The sequence below is a fragment of the Pseudomonas sp. 22515 genome (assembly GCF_052044625.1).
Taxonomy (GTDB): Bacteria; Pseudomonadota; Gammaproteobacteria; order Pseudomonadales; family Pseudomonadaceae; genus Aquipseudomonas; species Aquipseudomonas alloputida.
This window is the reverse complement of sequence record NZ_JBQENN010000025.1, coordinates 68,278-84,034: the sequence shown is the minus strand read 5'-3', so window position 1 is coordinate 84,034 and position 15,757 is coordinate 68,278. Positions and strand designations below refer to the sequence as shown.

General features: G+C 61.4%; 12 protein-coding genes and 1 pseudogene. 8 read left to right on the top strand and 5 right to left on the bottom strand.

Annotation, left to right across the window (positions count from 1 at the left end):
- Window positions 1–56: 56 nt before the first annotated feature.
- Window positions 57–1,073, bottom strand: a pseudogene (locus ACTJJN_RS21390) (cache domain-containing protein); the annotation flags it as partial.
- 169 nt (window positions 1,074–1,242) lie between these two features.
- Here ACTJJN_RS21390 and ACTJJN_RS21385 point away from each other — a divergent pair.
- The gene (locus tag ACTJJN_RS21385; protein ID WP_012053636.1) at window positions 1,243–2,718 is read left to right on the top strand and encodes a helicase HerA-like domain-containing protein; all 1,476 of its coding nucleotides are present in this window, start codon (window positions 1,243–1,245) and stop codon (window positions 2,716–2,718) included.
- A 105-nt stretch (window positions 2,719–2,823) separates the two neighbouring features.
- Here ACTJJN_RS21385 and ACTJJN_RS21380 read toward each other — a convergent pair whose 3' ends face one another.
- Entirely contained in the window at window positions 2,824–4,296 is a 1,473-nt protein-coding gene (locus tag ACTJJN_RS21380) for an inorganic phosphate transporter (protein ID WP_003251935.1), read from the bottom strand.
- Between the two features lie 315 nt (window positions 4,297–4,611).
- Window positions 4,612–4,812 (bottom strand): hypothetical protein, encoded by a 201-nt coding sequence (locus ACTJJN_RS21375; RefSeq protein WP_003251937.1) that lies wholly within the window; start codon window positions 4,810–4,812, stop codon window positions 4,612–4,614.
- 478 nt (window positions 4,813–5,290) lie between these two features.
- Here ACTJJN_RS21375 and pcaR point away from each other — a divergent pair, with 478 nt between their 5' ends.
- The 7 genes from pcaR to pcaC all read left to right on the top strand — a co-directional run bounded on the left by pcaR (window position 5,291) and on the right by pcaC (window position 13,406).
- Entirely contained in the window at window positions 5,291–6,166 is an 876-nt protein-coding gene (gene pcaR, locus ACTJJN_RS21370) for a pca regulon transcriptional regulator PcaR (RefSeq protein ID WP_003251938.1), read from the top strand.
- 320 nt (window positions 6,167–6,486) lie between these two features.
- Complete coding sequence (locus tag ACTJJN_RS21365; protein ID WP_440781596.1) at window positions 6,487–7,833, top strand: MFS transporter; 1,347 nt, start codon at window positions 6,487–6,489, stop codon at window positions 7,831–7,833.
- A 323-nt stretch (window positions 7,834–8,156) separates the two neighbouring features.
- The gene (gene pcaF, locus ACTJJN_RS21360) at window positions 8,157–9,362 is read left to right on the top strand and encodes a 3-oxoadipyl-CoA thiolase (RefSeq protein WP_172830960.1); all 1,206 of its coding nucleotides are present in this window, start codon (window positions 8,157–8,159) and stop codon (window positions 9,360–9,362) included.
- Window positions 9,363–9,548: 186 nt separating this feature from the next.
- Window positions 9,549–10,838: an MFS family transporter gene (locus ACTJJN_RS21355; protein WP_003251946.1), complete on the top strand. Its 1,290-nt coding sequence runs from the start codon at window positions 9,549–9,551 to the stop codon at window positions 10,836–10,838.
- Window positions 10,839–10,847: 9 nt separating this feature from the next.
- Window positions 10,848–12,200 (top strand): 3-carboxy-cis,cis-muconate cycloisomerase, encoded by a 1,353-nt coding sequence (locus tag ACTJJN_RS21350; RefSeq protein WP_003251947.1) that lies wholly within the window; start codon window positions 10,848–10,850, stop codon window positions 12,198–12,200.
- A gap of 11 nt (window positions 12,201–12,211) precedes the next feature.
- Window positions 12,212–13,003, top strand: coding sequence for a 3-oxoadipate enol-lactonase (pcaD, locus tag ACTJJN_RS21345; RefSeq protein WP_014754363.1), 792 nt, complete (start codon window positions 12,212–12,214; stop codon window positions 13,001–13,003).
- Window positions 13,004–13,013: 10 nt separating this feature from the next.
- Window positions 13,014–13,406 carry a 4-carboxymuconolactone decarboxylase gene (gene pcaC, locus ACTJJN_RS21340; protein WP_003251949.1) on the top strand — a complete coding sequence of 131 codons (393 nt, stop codon included), beginning with the start codon at window positions 13,014–13,016 and terminating at the stop codon, window positions 13,404–13,406.
- Between the two features lie 53 nt (window positions 13,407–13,459).
- Here pcaC and ACTJJN_RS21335 read toward each other — a convergent pair whose 3' ends face one another.
- A complete protein-coding gene (locus ACTJJN_RS21335; protein WP_003251951.1) occupies window positions 13,460–13,984 on the bottom strand; it encodes an Mpo1 family 2-hydroxy fatty acid dioxygenase in 525 nt (174 codons plus the stop codon).
- A 243-nt stretch (window positions 13,985–14,227) separates the two neighbouring features.
- Window positions 14,228–15,484 carry an OprD family porin gene (locus ACTJJN_RS21330; protein ID WP_014754361.1) on the bottom strand — a complete coding sequence of 419 codons (1,257 nt, stop codon included), beginning with the start codon at window positions 15,482–15,484 and terminating at the stop codon, window positions 14,228–14,230.
- Between the last annotated feature and the right edge of the window lie 273 nt (window positions 15,485–15,757).

Genomic DNA, 15,757 nt, shown 5'->3' with positions numbered 1-15,757 from the left:
TCGTTGACCTGCTCGGTGGCCGAGGACACTTCGCGAATGCTGCTGTGAATGCGCTCGACGAAGCGGTTGAAGGCGTTGCCGAGGACACCGAATTCGTCGTGGTTGTGGATGTGCAGGCGCTTGGTCAGGTCGCCTTCACCTTCGGCAATGTCTTCCATGGCGCGGGTCATGGTGTGCAGCGGCTGCATCAACACGCGGATCAGCAAGCCGAGCAGGCCGATGATGATCACCACTGCCACCACCGTGGCGATCACCGCCGAGGTGCGGAAGGTGCTGAGCATCGAGAAGGCCTTGTCCTTGTCCACCGACAGGCCGATGTACCAGTTTGCCGACGGCAGGCCGGTAATCGGGCTGAAGGTCAGCAGGCGGGTCTGGCCCTCGCTTTGCACTTCGGTCAGCTCACCGGTCAGCTTCGGCGTGCGCTGCGGGAACAGGTCCGACAGCGACTTCATGACCAGATCCTTATCCGGGTGTACCAGGATCTTGCCCTGGTCGTTGACCAGGAAGGCGTATCCCATGCCGCCGAAGTTCAGCGAGTTGATGATCTGCACCAGGCCGTCCAGGGCCAGGTCGCCGCCGACCACGCCCACGCTGCTGGAGACCTTGCTGAGGATACCAATGACCATCTTGTTGGTGGTCATATCGATGTAGGGTTCGGTCAGCGTCGCGCCGCTGGCGTTCATGCCGTCCTTGTACCAAGGGCGGGTGCGCGGGTCGTAGCCGTCGGGCATCTTCGCGTCCGGGCGTACGCTGAAACCGCCGTCGACTTTGCCCAGGTAGACGGTGAGGAAGCTGGATATCAGCGCATTCTGACCCATCAGGGTTTCGGCGTTGGCTGGGTCTTGGGCAATGTTCTGCGCCAGGTTCTCCACCAGCTTTATCCGGCCCTCGAACAGGTTGCGAATGTTGGTCGACGTGGAGGTGCCCATTTCAGCCAGATAGTTTTCCAGGTCCTCGCGGATCGCATTACGCTGGAGGTAATCGTTGTAGAGGGTGAAAAGGCTGAAGGCGAGTATCACGATCAGTGATGCCGCCAAAAGAATCTTGTGGCTGAAACGAAGGCTTTTGTTCATGGCGTAATCGGTTCCGCTAAGGTTTTATATCAGGCGTTCGCACGAGTGGAGCCGTAGGTTGTGCAACATCCCGAAAAGTCCCTTTTCGGCTGTTCCTCTCTAATTAAGGCGAATAACACCCACGGGTATCGGCCGAATTAAGCTAAAGCTTGAGCAGAGGATTAAAGAGATGTCGGAATTTTCGACCATCGTTGTAGGTGCGGGCCCGGATGGCCAGCCAGTCGGGCAAGCAATGCGCCTGGCCAACCGCCACGGTCTGGTGGCTGGCGCAACCGGTACTGGCAAGACCGTCACCCTGCAGCACCTGGCGGAGGTGTTCAGCGACGCGGGGGTAGCGGTGTTCGCCGCCGATGTCAAAGGCGACCTCTGTGGCTTGGGGGCTGCTGGTGCGCCACAAGGCAAGGTGGCTGAGCGCATCGCCGGCATGCCGTGGCTGGGGCATACGCCCAAGGCCTACCCGGTGAGCTTGTGGGATATCGCCGGGCTGTCGGGCCACCCGCTGCGCACCACCCTTAGTGAAATGGGGCCGCTGCTGCTGGGCAACTTGCTGGAACTGACCGACAGCCAGCAGGCGGCGCTGTATGCAGCATTCAAGGTGGCCGACCGCGAAGGTCTGCTGCTGCTGGACCTCAAAGACCTCAAGGCCCTGCTGGCGCATCTGAAGGACAACCCGCATCTGCTCGGCGAAGACAGCGCGCTGATGACCACGGCCTCCACCCAGGCTTTGTTGCGCCGGCTCGCTACCTTGGAGCAGCAGGGTGCCGAGGCATTGTTCGGCGAGCCGGCATTGCAACTGGAGGACCTGCTGCGCCCTGATCCGGATGGCCGTGGACGTATCCACCTGCTCGATGCCAGCCGATTGGTGCACGAGGCACCCAAGGTGTACGCGACGTTCCTGTTGTGGTTGCTGGCCGAACTGTTCGAGCAGTTGCCCGAGCGCGGTGATGCCGACAAGCCGGTGCTGGCGCTGTTCTTCGATGAAGCACACTTGCTGTTCAACGGCACGCCCAAGGCGCTGCAAGACCGTCTTGAGCAAGTGGTCCGGCTGATCCGCTCCAAGGGGGTGGGGGTCTATTTCGTTACCCAGTCGCCGGGTGACTTGCCGGACGCGGTACTGGCCCAGTTGGGCTTGCGCATTCAGCACGGCTTGCGGGCGTTCACGGCCAAGGAGCAGAAGTCGCTGCGGGCCGTAGCCGATGGTTTCCGTCCCAACCCAACATTCGACACCCTGGCGGTGCTTACCGAACTGGGTATTGGCGAAGCGCTGGTGGGTACGTTGGAAGAAAGGGGCACACCGGCCATCGTGCAGAGGGTGCTGGTTGCACCGCCGCAGTCGCGTATCGGGCCACTGAGTGCGGCTGAGCGCAGTGCGCTGATTGCGGCTTCGCCATTGTCGGGGCGCTATGACAAACCGGTGGACCGTGAGTCAGCCTATGAAATGCTGAGCCAGCGTAAGGGCGAGCCGGTGGAACCGGCGCCGCAACCGAAGGCGGATGAAGAGAGTTTTGCCGACAAGGCGGGTGAGTTCTTGCAGAGTGCAGCGGGGCAGGCGATCAAGTCAGCAGTGCGCCAGGCCGCTAACCAGTTGGGGAGGCAGTTGGTGCGCGGGTTGATGGGGTCGTTGTTAGGGGGCAAGAAAAGGTAGTCTTCCGGCGCCGCGCCCATACCCTTGGTAGCAGAAGGCTGCTTCGGCAGGCATAACGGCTATGAAAAAGGCGCCCGAGGGCGCCTTTATTCATTGCGGTGTCACTCAGCCAATGGCTTTGGACGCCAGCCAGAACAGGCCGGCCGCCAGGCCCATCGAGGCAGGCAGGGTCAGGACCCATGCCAGCAGGATGGTTTTCACAGTGCCGCCTTGCAGGCCACTTTTGTTGGCGACCATGGTGCCGGCCACGCCGGACGACAGCACGTGGGTGGTCGACACCGGCAGGGCGAATACGTTGGCCATACCGATGGCGCAGGCTGCGGTGATCTGTGCCGACATACCTTGGGCATAGGTCATGCCTTGTTTGCCGATCTTCTCGCCCACCGTCAATACCACGCGCTTCCAGCCAACCATGGTGCCCAGGCCAAGGGCCAGGGCAACGGCCACGATCACCCAGAACGGGGCGTATTCGGTGGTGGCGGTGAGGTCTTTGCGCAGTTTTTCAAGGTCGGACTTTTCACGGGCGTCCAGGCCTGGCAGCTTGCCAACCTTCTTTGCCGTGTCATCCAGGCACAACAAATAGCGGCGCACTTCAACGCGCTTCTCGGCATCGAGGCTGTGGTAGTCCGTCACGCCCTTCAGCGAGGTCTGCAGCGCAGCAATGGTCGGCTCGGTCTGCTGCGGGTTGCAACTGAACTGCTCCGGCAGATCGCTGGCCTTGGCCTTGCCCAGTGCCAGGAACTCGCCCAGGGTGGCGGCGTTACGCTGGTAGAACTGGCTCATGTGCAGGGTAGCGTCGCGAGTACGTTCGATCTGGTAGGTGGTGCTGTTCAGATCGAGTACGAACTTGGCCGGCACAATACCGATCAGCACCAGCATGATCAGGCCAATGCCCTTCTGGCCGTCGTTGGAGCCGTGCACGAAGCTCACGCCCATGGCGGAAACAACCAGGACCAGACGGTTCCAGAAGGGTGGGTGCTTCTTGTCATCGAGCTTGCGGCGCTGTTCCGGGGTTTTGTGCATCTTCGACAGCGGGCGCCACCATTTCAGGCCGATCAACACCAGGGCAGCAACGGCGAAACCGGCCATTGGCGAGACTACCAGCGACATGGCGATATCAATCGCTTTCTGCCAGTTGACGCCGTCGCCTAGCGGAATGTCGTTGATCAGGGCGTTGGCCAGGCCGACACCGAGAATGGAGCCGATCAGCGTGTGCGAACTGGAGGCAGGGATGCCAAAGTACCAAGTGCCCAGGTTCCAGGTGATGGCCGCGGCCAGCAACGAGAAGACCATGGCCAGGCCGTGTCCGGTGTTCACATTGATCAGCAGCTCTACCGGCAACAGGTGCACGATGGCATAGGCCACCCCTACACCGCCGAGCAGAACCCCAAGGAAGTTGAACACGCCGGAGAAGAACACGGCGAGGTGTGGCGGCATGGCTTTGGTATAGATGACGGTAGCTACCGCGTTGGCGGTGTCATGAAAGCCATTGATGAACTCGAAGGCGAGTACGAAGGTCAAGGCGAGCAGCAGGCTCACCAACACCCAGGCATCCAGTCCGCTGAATAAATCGATCATGAAGGTTGTCTGGCGGGTCATAGGGGGGCGGGATTATGCCAGAAAACCTTGGCAATCGATGCACCTGCAACAGACAGATGACCGCCTTCATGGTGCAACCGTGTCGTGCGGAGGGGGGCGCTCAATGCGATAAATGGCGGTAAAAAATCACAAAATATGGCGAAATAAGGCCGAAATGTTGAGAAATGGTCATTTCCCTAAAATTCAAACGGCCGTATGAAATTTGTGTGATTCCATTTCATCATCGGCCAGACAGTAAAGATCGACCTCGCCCGGGTGCACCGGGCGACGACACGCAGAGGGCGCCCCCGACGCTCAGGGGTTGTCGCTGCGCAGTTCTTTTTCGATGCGTTCCAGTTCCTGGCTGAAGGCCTGGTCACGAACGCTGGCACGCTTGCGCCAGGGTTTGCGTTCCGGATCCGGTTGTGCGGCGTATGTGGTGACTTCGCCACCATAAACATCCTTGTAACGTTCAGCCTGGCGCTCGAGTTCCGCGCGCAGTTCATCTTTCGTCACGTGCAGTACCTGAAATAAGTGTAATGACTGTTGTTATGCATTGTGCAACATGCATTTTGCCTTGCGGGCCGCAACGGCTTGATAAAGCGGAAGGTTCCATGACCACGGTAAGCGGAGGGCCTGCGCAATCGATTATAGCAACCGATAATTCGCCGATCATCGTTAATTTACTCAGCCCTGACATCATCTGGCGTAAATAGCAGGATGTGCCCGCGAACAGTTTGGACCTTTCGTACAAGTTAGAAAGGAATGACGGATAGAAGTTCGTTGCAATGTCAGGGCGGGCCGTAATGAAAAACGGCCTCGCCGAAAGGCGAGGCCGTTGCCTGGGGACTTCTACGGTGGGTACCTGACCAGTCTCTCCAAAGAAGCCACAAGTGGCATGAGAAAGGTATAAGCAAAAGTGTCGGCGGTCAATTGCGATTATCGGCCGTTTGTTCGATAATCGCACGAACCGGTGTTTTTTTTGAGGTGTGCGATGAGTGACGAAACCCTGGGCAACGATTCCGGCAATGCAGAGGTGGCGCGACCTGCTTCGGCTGCCATGGCGCCGCCGATCGTGGCTTCCCCGGCCAAGCGCATCCAGGCCTTTACCGGTGACCCGGACTTCATGACCTCGCTGGCACGTGGCCTGGCGGTGATCCAGGCATTCCAGGAGCGCAAGCGCCACCTGACCATCGCCCAGATCAGCCACCGTACTGAAATCCCTCGCGCAGCGGTGCGCCGTTGCCTGCACACGTTGATCAAACTGGGTTACGCCACCACCGACGGGCGTACCTATTCGCTGCTGCCCAAAGTGCTGACCCTGGGGCATGCTTACCTGTCGTCGACGCCACTGGCAATTTCTGCCCAGCCGTACCTGGATCGCATCAGCGACCAGTTGCATGAGGCGGCCAACATGGCCACCCTCGAAGGCGACGACATCCTTTATATAGCCCGTTCGGCCACGGTCGAGCGGCTGATTTCGGTCGATCTCTCGGTGGGGGGACGCCTGCCGGCCTACTGCACGTCGATGGGGCGCATTCTGCTGGCGGCCATGGACGACACCAGCCTGCGTGAGTATCTGGAACGTGCTGATCTCAAAGCGCGCACCAGCCGCACCCTGAATGATCCCGAATCGTTGTTCGCCTGCATCCAGCAGGTGCGCGCCCAGGGCTGGTGCGTGGTGGACCAGGAACTGGAACAGGGGCTGCGATCGATTGCAGTGCCGGTGTATGACGCTTCGGGGCAGGTGTTGGCTGCCTTGAACGTAAGTACCCATGTTGGGCGGGTGACCCGCAGTGAATTGGAGCAGCGGTTCTTGCCGATTTTACTGGCAGCCAGTCGAGACCTTTGCCATCAGTTGTTTGGTTGAAACCGCAGGGAGCACGTTGCGGCCCCGGATCAGAACAGGCAAAACCGTTTCTTGTGCGATAAACGCACAGTGTCGTGCCGGGTGAATTGCTTCACCCCGGCCCGCTGATTAATGTCTCTCGCAACGGTCGGCTAGCCGACCGAACAAGAAAAACATAAGAGGCACTTACGCATGAATACTGTCACCTCGCTGCTGCGGCCGCACCCGCATGCAGTACCGTTGTATCCAGGCTGACCCAGGCCATATACCCCAATCATCGCCTTTGTACCGGTTACCCGCGTGCAATGGCCTGACTGTGTCCCTCATTCTGGATAACAATAATGAATCAAGCGCAAACCAACGTCGGCAAAAGCCTCGACGTTCAGTCGTTCATCAATCAGCAGCCGCTGTCCCGCTATCAGTGGCGAGTCGTGCTGCTGTGCTTTCTGATCGTCTTCCTCGATGGCCTGGACACTGCTGCCATGGGTTTCATCGCCCCGGCACTGTCGCAAGAGTGGGGAATCGACCGCGCCAGCCTTGGGCCGGTCATGAGTGCCGCGTTGATCGGCATGGTGTTCGGCGCCCTGGGCTCCGGGCCCCTGGCTGACCGTTTCGGCCGCAAAGGCGTGCTGGTGGGGGCGGTGCTGGTATTTGGTGGTTTCAGCCTGGCCTCGGCCTATGCCACCAACGTCGACCAGTTGCTGATACTGCGCTTCCTGACTGGCCTGGGCCTGGGTGCAGGCATGCCCAACGCTACCACGCTGTTGTCCGAATACACCCCGGAGCGCCTCAAGTCGCTGCTGGTGACCAGCATGTTCTGTGGCTTCAACCTGGGCATGGCGGGTGGTGGCTTCATTTCCGCCAAGATGATCCCGGCCTACGGCTGGCACAGCCTGCTGGTCATCGGTGGCGTGCTGCCGTTGCTGCTGGCGCTGGTGCTGATGGTCTGGCTGCCGGAGTCGGCGCGGTTCCTGGTGGTGCGCAACCGCGGCACCGACAAGGTGCGCAAGACCTTGTCGCCAATCGCCCCGCAAGTGGTGGCCGAGGCAGGCAGTTTCAGCGTGCCTGAGCAAAAGGCGGTGGCTGCGCGCAACGTGTTCGCGGTGATCTTCTCTGGCACCTACGGCTTGGGTACCGTGTTGCTGTGGCTGACCTATTTCATGGGCCTGGTGATCGTCTACCTTCTGACCAGCTGGCTGCCAACCCTGATGCGTGACAGCGGCGCGAGCATGGAGCAGGCGGCGTTCATCGGTGCGCTGTTCCAGTTTGGCGGCGTGCTGAGTGCAGTCGGCGTGGGTTGGGCCATGGACCGTTTCAACCCGCACAAGGTGATTGGCATTTTCTATCTGCTGGCCGGGGTGTTCGCCTACGCAGTGGGGCAGAGCCTGGGCAACATCACCTTGCTAGGTACGTTGGTACTGGTTGCCGGTATGTGTGTGAACGGTGCGCAGTCGGCAATGCCATCGCTGGCGGCGCGCTTCTATCCCACTCAGGGCCGTGCCACAGGTGTATCGTGGATGCTGGGTATTGGCCGCTTTGGTGCGATTCTTGGGGCCTGGAGTGGTGCAACGCTGCTTGGCCTGGGCTGGAACTTCGAGCAGGTGCTGACGGCGTTGCTGGTGCCGGCAGCGCTGGCGACTGTGGGTGTGGTCGTCAAGGGGCTGGTCAGCCACGCCGACGCAACCTGAGGGCGAGGGCCGCGGTACGGCCCATTCACAGCGCAACGCCGCGCCGACAGGTGCGGCGTTGTGCTGCGATCAGGGCGCACAGCTGCCCTGCGGTGGGCGTGGGCAGTTGCGCAACAAATGGTTCGTTAATCGCACAAATAGTCGATTATCGGATTGTAAGGCGCCCACCAGTCTCCTTAATCTGGGTTCATCGAAGCACCCTGACCAGGAGCCTCCAAATGCCACGCGCAGACCATTTCCACACCCACCCCAATCGAGCCGTCCGCCATGCGTGACCTCGACGCCCGTACCGCCGCTGATCATGGTCAGCTGGCAGGAGAAGCCTGATGCACGACGTATTCATATGTGACGCCATCCGTACCCCGATCGGCCGCTTTGGCGGCGCCCTGGCCAGCGTGCGGGCCGACGACCTGGCAGCCGTGCCGCTGAAGGCGCTGATCGAGCGCAACCCTGGCGTGCAGTGGGACCAGGTAGACGAAGTGTTCTTCGGCTGCGCCAACCAGGCCGGTGAAGACAACCGCAACGTGGCCCGTATGGCACTGCTGCTGGCCGGCCTGCCGGAAAGCATCCCGGGCGTCACCTTGAACCGCCTGTGCGCGTCGGGTATGGATGCCATCGGCACCGCGTTCCGCGCCATCGCCAGCGGCGAGATGGAACTGGTGATTGCCGGTGGCGTCGAGTCGATGTCGCGCGCCCCGTTCGTCATGGGCAAGGCTGAAAGCGCCTATTCGCGCAACATGAAGCTGGAAGACACCACCATTGGCTGGCGTTTCATCAACCCGCTGATGAAGAGCCAGTACGGTGTGGATTCCATGCCGGAAACCGCCGACAACGTGGCTGACGACTATCAGGTTTCGCGTGCCGACCAGGACGCTTTCGCCCTGCGCAGCCAGCAGAAGGCTGCCGCTGCACAGGCTGCCGGCTTCTTTGCCGAAGAAATTGTGCCGGTGCGTATCGCTCACAAGAAGGGCGAAATCATCGTCGAACGTGACGAACACCTGCGCCCGGAAACCACGCTGGAGGCGCTGACCAAGCTCAAACCGGTCAACGGCCCGGACAAGACGGTCACCGCCGGCAACGCCTCGGGCGTGAACGACGGTGCTGCGGCGATGATCCTGGCCTCGGCCGCAGCGGTGAAGAAACACGGCCTGACCCCGCGTGCCCGCGTTCTGGGCATGGCCAGCGGCGGCGTTGCTCCACGTGTCATGGGCATTGGCCCGGTACCGGCGGTGCGCAAGCTGACCGAGCGTCTGGGGGTTGCGGTAAGCGATTTCGACGTGATCGAGCTTAACGAAGCATTTGCCAGTCAAGGCCTGGCGGTGCTGCGTGAGCTGGGTGTCGCTGACGATGCACCACAGGTAAACCCTAATGGTGGCGCCATTGCCCTGGGCCATCCGCTGGGCATGAGCGGTGCACGCCTGGTGCTGACTGCGCTGCACCAACTGGAGAAGAGTGGTGGGCGTAAAGGCCTGGCGACCATGTGTGTGGGCGTTGGCCAAGGTCTGGCACTGGCCATCGAGCGGGTTTGACCTGTACCGGCCGCTTCGCGGGCAAGCCCGCTCTTACAGGGATCCACGCAATCACCTGTGGGGCGGGCTTGCCCGCGAAGAGGTCTGTCCTGTGAGACACAAGGCCAATTGCCAGCCAGATAGCGGAACGAGTGTGTTACTAGGTATGTCTAGACTTACCTAGGACCCTCCAGGAGTGAAACCCTCATGACCTCAACCTATTACACCGGCGAAGAACGCAGCAAGCGCATCTTCGCAATTGTCGGTGCCTCGTCAGGCAACCTGGTGGAATGGTTCGACTTCTACGTCTACGCCTTCTGCGCGATCTACTTTGCCCCGGCCTTCTTCCCCTCCGACGACCCCACCGTGCAGCTGTTGAACACGGCAGGTGTATTCGCCGCAGGCTTCCTGATGCGCCCCATTGGTGGCTGGATCTTCGGCCGCCTCGCCGACCGCCACGGTCGCAAGAACTCCCTGATGATCTCGGTGCTGATGATGTGCTTCGGCTCCCTGATGATCGCCTGCCTGCCCACCTATGCCAGCATCGGCACCTGGGCCCCGGCGCTGCTATTGCTGGCCCGCCTGATCCAGGGGCTGTCGGTAGGGGGCGAATACGGCACCACGGCCACCTACATGAGTGAAGTGGCACTGCGTGGGCAGCGCGGCTTCTTTGCTTCGTTCCAGTACGTCACCCTGATCGGTGGCCAGTTGCTGGCGGTATTGGTCGTGGTGATCCTGCAACAGCTGCTGACTGAAGATGAACTGCGGGCCTGGGGCTGGCGCATTCCCTTCGTGGTGGGGGCCATCGCCGCCCTGATCTCGCTGATGTTGCGCCGTTCGCTGCACGAGACCAGTAGCGCCGAAGCCCGCAATGACAAGGATGCAGGTTCTATCGCAGGCCTGTTCCGCAATCACGCAGCGGCGTTCATCACGGTACTGGGCTACACCGCGGGTGGCTCGCTGATTTTCTATACTTTCACCACCTACATGCAGAAGTACCTGGTCAACACCGCGGGCATGACAGCCAAGAACGCCAGCTACGTGATGACCGGGGCGTTGTTCCTGTTCATGGTGTTGCAGCCGTTCTTCGGCATGCTGTCCGACCGTATCGGTCGGCGCAATTCGATGCTGCTGTTCGGCGGCCTCGGTACCCTGTGCACCGTGCCGCTGCTGATGGCACTGAAAACCGTGACCAGCCCGTTCATGGCCTTCGTGCTGATCAGCCTGGCCCTGTGTATCGTCAGTTTCTACACCTCGATCAGCGGTCTGGTGAAGGCTGAGATGTTCCCGCCGCAGGTGCGTGCACTGGGTGTTGGCCTGGCCTATGCGGTGGCGAACGCAGCATTCGGCGGTTCGGCCGAGTATGTGGCCCTGGGCCTGAAGACCCTGGGGATGGAAAACACTTTCTATTGGTACGTCACGGCGATGATGGCGATTGCCTTCCTGTTCAGCCTGCGCCTGCCGAAGCAGGCGGCGTACCTGCACCATGATGACTAAGGACGCTGCATGAGCAACCAACTGTTCGACGCCTATTTCACCGCGCCGGCCATGCGCGAGATTTTCTCCGACCGTGGCCGCCTGCAGGGCATGCTGGATTTCGAAGCAGCGCTTGCCCGTGCCGAAGCCTCTGCCGGTTTGGTCCCGCACAGCGCGGTAGCAGCCATCGAGGCGGCATGCCAGGCCGAGCGCTATGACGTTGGTGCGTTGGCCAATGCCATCGCCACCGCCGGCAACTCGGCCATTCCGCTGGTGAAAGCGTTGGGCAAGGTGATCGCCACTGGCGTACCTGAGGCTGAGCGCTATGTGCACCTTGGGGCCACCAGTCAGGATGCGATGGACACGGGTCTGGTTCTGCAGCTGCGCGATGCCCTCGATTTGATCGAGGCCGACCTCGGCAAGCTGGCCGATACCCTGTCGCAGCAGGCCTTGAAGCACGCCGATACGCCATTGGTGGGTCGTACCTGGTTGCAACACGCCACCCCGGTGACTCTGGGCATGAAACTGGCCGGTGTACTGGGGGCTTTGACCCGCCACCGTCAGCGCCTGCAGGAACTGCGCCCGCGCCTGCTGGTCCTGCAGTTCGGCGGTGCCTCGGGCAGCCTGGCGGCCCTGGGCAGCAAGGCAATGCCGGTGGCCGAAGCGCTGGCCGAACAGCTCAAGCTGTCCCTGCCCGAGCAGCCCTGGCACACCCAACGCGACCGCCTGGTGGAGTTTGCCTCGGTGCTGGGCCTGGTTGCCGGCAGCCTGGGCAAGTTTGGCCGTGATATCAGCTTGCTGATGCAAACCGAGGCGGGGGAGGTATTTGAGCCTTCTGCGCCGGGCAAGGGGGGTTCTTCGACCATGCCACACAAGCGCAACCCGGTGGGTGCCGCCGTGTTGATCGGTGCCGCAACCCGCGTGCCGGGCCTGCTGTCGACGCTGTTTGCAGCCATGCCTCAGGAGCACGAACGCAGCCTGGGCCTATGGCATGCCGAGTGGGAAACCCTGCCGGACATCTGCTGCCTGGTCTCGGGTGCCCTGCGCCAGGCTCAAGTGATTGCCGAGGGCATGGAGGTGGATGCCGCGCGCATGCGCCGTAACCTCGACCTGACACAAGGCCTGGTGCTGGCTGAGGCGGTTAGCATCGTCCTCGCCCAGCGTCTGGGTCGCGACCGTGCCCACCACCTGCTGGAACAATGCTGCCAGCGCGCGGTGGCCGAACAGCGGCACCTGCGTGCCGTGCTGGGTGACGAGCCGCAGGTCAGCGCCGAGCTGTCTGGCGAAGAACTCGATCGCCTGCTCGACCCTGCCCATTACCTGGGCCAGGCCCGCGTCTGGGTGGCGCGCGCCGTGTCCGAACATCAACGTTTTACTGCCTGAAGGAGACCGCTGTGGCGCACTTGCAACTGGCCGATGGCGTTTTGAATTACCAGATCGATGGCCCGGATGACGCCCCGGTGCTGGTCCTGTCCAACTCGCTGGGTACCGACCTGGGCATGTGGGACACCCAGATTCCGCTCTGGAGCCAGCACTTCCGGGTGCTGCGCTATGACACCCGTGGTCACGGCGCATCGCTGGTCACAGAAGGCCCTTACAGCATCGAACAGCTGGGCCGCGACGTGCTGGCCCTGCTCGATGGCCTGGACATTCAAAAGGCTCACTTCGTCGGCCTGTCGATGGGAGGCCTGATCGGCCAGTGGCTGGGTATTCATGCAGGTGAGCGCCTGCACAGCCTGACCCTGTGCAACACGGCCGCCAAGATCGCCAACGACGAGGTGTGGAACACCCGTATCGACACGGTACTCAAAGGCGGCCAGCAGGCCATGGTCGACCTGCGCGATGCCTCTATCGCCCGCTGGTTCACCCCGGGCTTTGCCCAGGCACAGGCGGAGCAGGCCCAGCGTATCTGCCAGATGCTGGCGCAAACCAGCCCGCAAGGCTACGCAGGCAACTGTGCAGCAGTACGTGACGCTGATTATCGTGAGCAACTGGGCCGCATCCAGGTGCCCGCGCTGATCGTTGCCGGTACGGAAGACGTGGTTACCACCCCTGAGCATGGCCGCTTCATGCAGGCCGGTATCCAAGGTGCCGAGTACGTCGACTTCCCGGCGGCGCACCTGTCCAATGTCGAGATTGGCGAGGCCTTCAGCCGCCGCGTGCTCGATTTTCTGCTGGCTCACTGAGGACAACGCCATGGACGAGAAACAACGTTACGACGCTGGCATGCAAGTGCGCCGCGCAGTGCTGGGTGATGCCCACGTGGACCGCAGCCTGGAGAAGCTTAACGACTTCAATGGCGAGTTCCAGGAAATGATCACCCGCCACGCCTGGGGTGACATCTGGACCCGCCCGGGGCTACCGCGTCATACCCGTAGCCTGATCACCATCGCCATGCTGATTGGCATGAACCGCAACGACGAGCTGAAGCTGCACCTGCGTGCGGCGGCCAACAATGGTGTGACCCGCGACGAGATCAAGGAAGTGCTGATGCAGAGCGCGATCTACTGCGGCATTCCGGCGGCCAATGCCACGTTCCACATGGCTGAGTCGGTGTGGGATGAACTTGGCGTAGAGTCGCGCCAGTAAACCGTGTTCGCGGGCAAGCCCCCTGCAACAGGGCGCTTGCCCGCGAATGGCCTTTACACCGATGCCTTTTTTTGCCGCATGGCAATCGGGCCGGCGTTGGTTTCCACGGCGCGCTTCAGGGTCGGGCACAGGCCCAGCATGAACGCAGCTTCCGCCACCACGAACAGCGGCCCGATGATCAGGCCACTCACGTCGTCAACAAATGCCGGTTTGCGGCCTTCGTAGTAATGGCCGATGAACTGGATGATCCAGCCCACCACGAACGCTCCCAGCCCGGCGCCGAGCCATAGCGTTGTCGACTGTACTGCCAGCGCCTCACCGACCCACAGGCACAGGCCCAGCAACAGCCCCATCACCAGCCCGAAGCGCAGGTCCAGGCGCAAGTAGAACCACACAGACGCCGCCGCTGCCACCAGGGCAGGGGACAGCCACATGCCAGCTATCTCCCAGCCTGGGCGTGAAAGCAGGATGGTGACTGCCAGCACGATCATGGGGATGCCGACGAAGTGGGTGGCGATATTGCGCGGATCGCGGTGGTAGTTGGCGTATTGGCTCAGGTGGTCGACGAGGGTTTTCATTGTTGTGCCTCCCTGTTCTGCTTTGTTTCACCTGTACCTGATAGTGATCAGGATAGCCTGCAGTCACCACCATCATCAGCTCAGCGAATGGCGGCAGCGTGCACTGGCAAATTCATGGCAGGGATTTCATCAAGCTGTTGCAAATCATGCCTTCAAAAAAGGGGCATGGATTTTTATGGCTTCAGGTCATTTGAGGAGGCGTCTGGCCTCCTCGCGGGTTTATCCGCGAAGAGGCCATTTGATTCACAGAAGATTCAGCGGATAACTCACGATCAAGCGGTTCTCATCGAACGCGTTGGTGCTGAAGTCGCGACGCATGGTCGAGTTGCGCCATTTCACCGACAGGTCCTTGAAGCTGCCCGACTGCACGACATAGGCCAGCTCTGTTTCCCGTGCCCATTCCTTGCCATCGTCCACGCTGCCCACGGTGACGTTGTCACCCTTGATATAGCGGTTCATCAGGGTCAGGCCGGGTACGCCGACGGTGGCGAAGTTGAAGTCATGGCGAACCTGCCAGGAACGCTCCTTGGCATTGTCGAAGCTTGAATTGTAGCTGTCGTTGGCCAGGGTACCGCCACTGGTGCCATTGACCCGCATCCAGGCATCGTCGCCGCTGACCTTCTGCAGGCCAACGTAAAAGGTGTGGCCTTGGTAGCGCGCCGAAAGCAAGGCGGAGGCGGTGCGGTTGTCCAGCTTGCCGGCCCGTTCGGCGCCATCTTCCTTGCCGATGAAGTAGCCCAGGTTGGCGCCCAGCGTCCAGTCGCCCAGCGGCTGGCTGTGCGTCAGGTTGAGGTATTGCTGGCGGTAGATGTCCTTGAGCTGGGCATCCCACAGCCCGATCATGGTGCGCTTGTCGTTGAAGGTGTACTCACCGCCGCCGAAGTTGAAACGGTCGGAGGTGAAGGCGGCTTTGCCGTTGAGCGACATGTCTTCCATGCTGGCATCGTTGCGCGGGCTGTTGCCGCGGAACTGGCCGGCGTACAGGGTCAGGCCGGCGATTTCCTTGGAGGTCAGCTGGCCACCGCGGAAGGTTTGCGGCAGTGAGCGGCCATCGTCCGAACGCAGGATTGGCAGTACCGGCATCCATTCACCGACTTTCAGCTCGGTTTCGGACAGCTTGGCCTTCAGCGCCACACCCAGCCGACCAAAATCATCGGCCGGGCGGCCGTCGCCATGCACGGGCAGCAGGTGAGTGTTGGTGGTGCCTTTGCCACCGTCGAGCTTGACCGAGTACAGGCCCAGTACGTCCACGCCGAAACCGACCGTGCCCTGGGTGAAACCGGAACGGGCATCGAGGATGAAGCTTTGTGTCCATTCCTCGGCCTTGCCCTGTGGGTGGGCCGGGTCGACGAAGTTGCGGTTGATGTAGAAGTTGCGCAGGTTGAGGGTGGCCTTGGCGTCCTCGATGAAACCACCTTCGTTGGCGGCGAATGCGGGGAGGGCGCAGGACATGGCCAACAGGCCAGGCAGCAGCTGACGTGCGGGTAGCGAAATGCTCATCTGTCGTGGATCTCTTGTTTTTATGGTCGAGCCGGTGCACTGCGGGATCGGGCCTGCAGGTGCGGGTGTTTTTGATGAACTTGAGTGACGTTGCGTGGGGGGATGGTGCGGGGTAGTGCGGGGGTGAGGCAATTCGCCGCAAACGGAACGGGGCGATAATCGAACGGAATGTTCCGGTTGGTTAATAACTCTCGTGTGGCGGCGTCTTCGCGGGTAAACCCGCTTCTACAGCGGCTTGCGCGCAACCACCGTATGTGTCCGCCACACGATCCG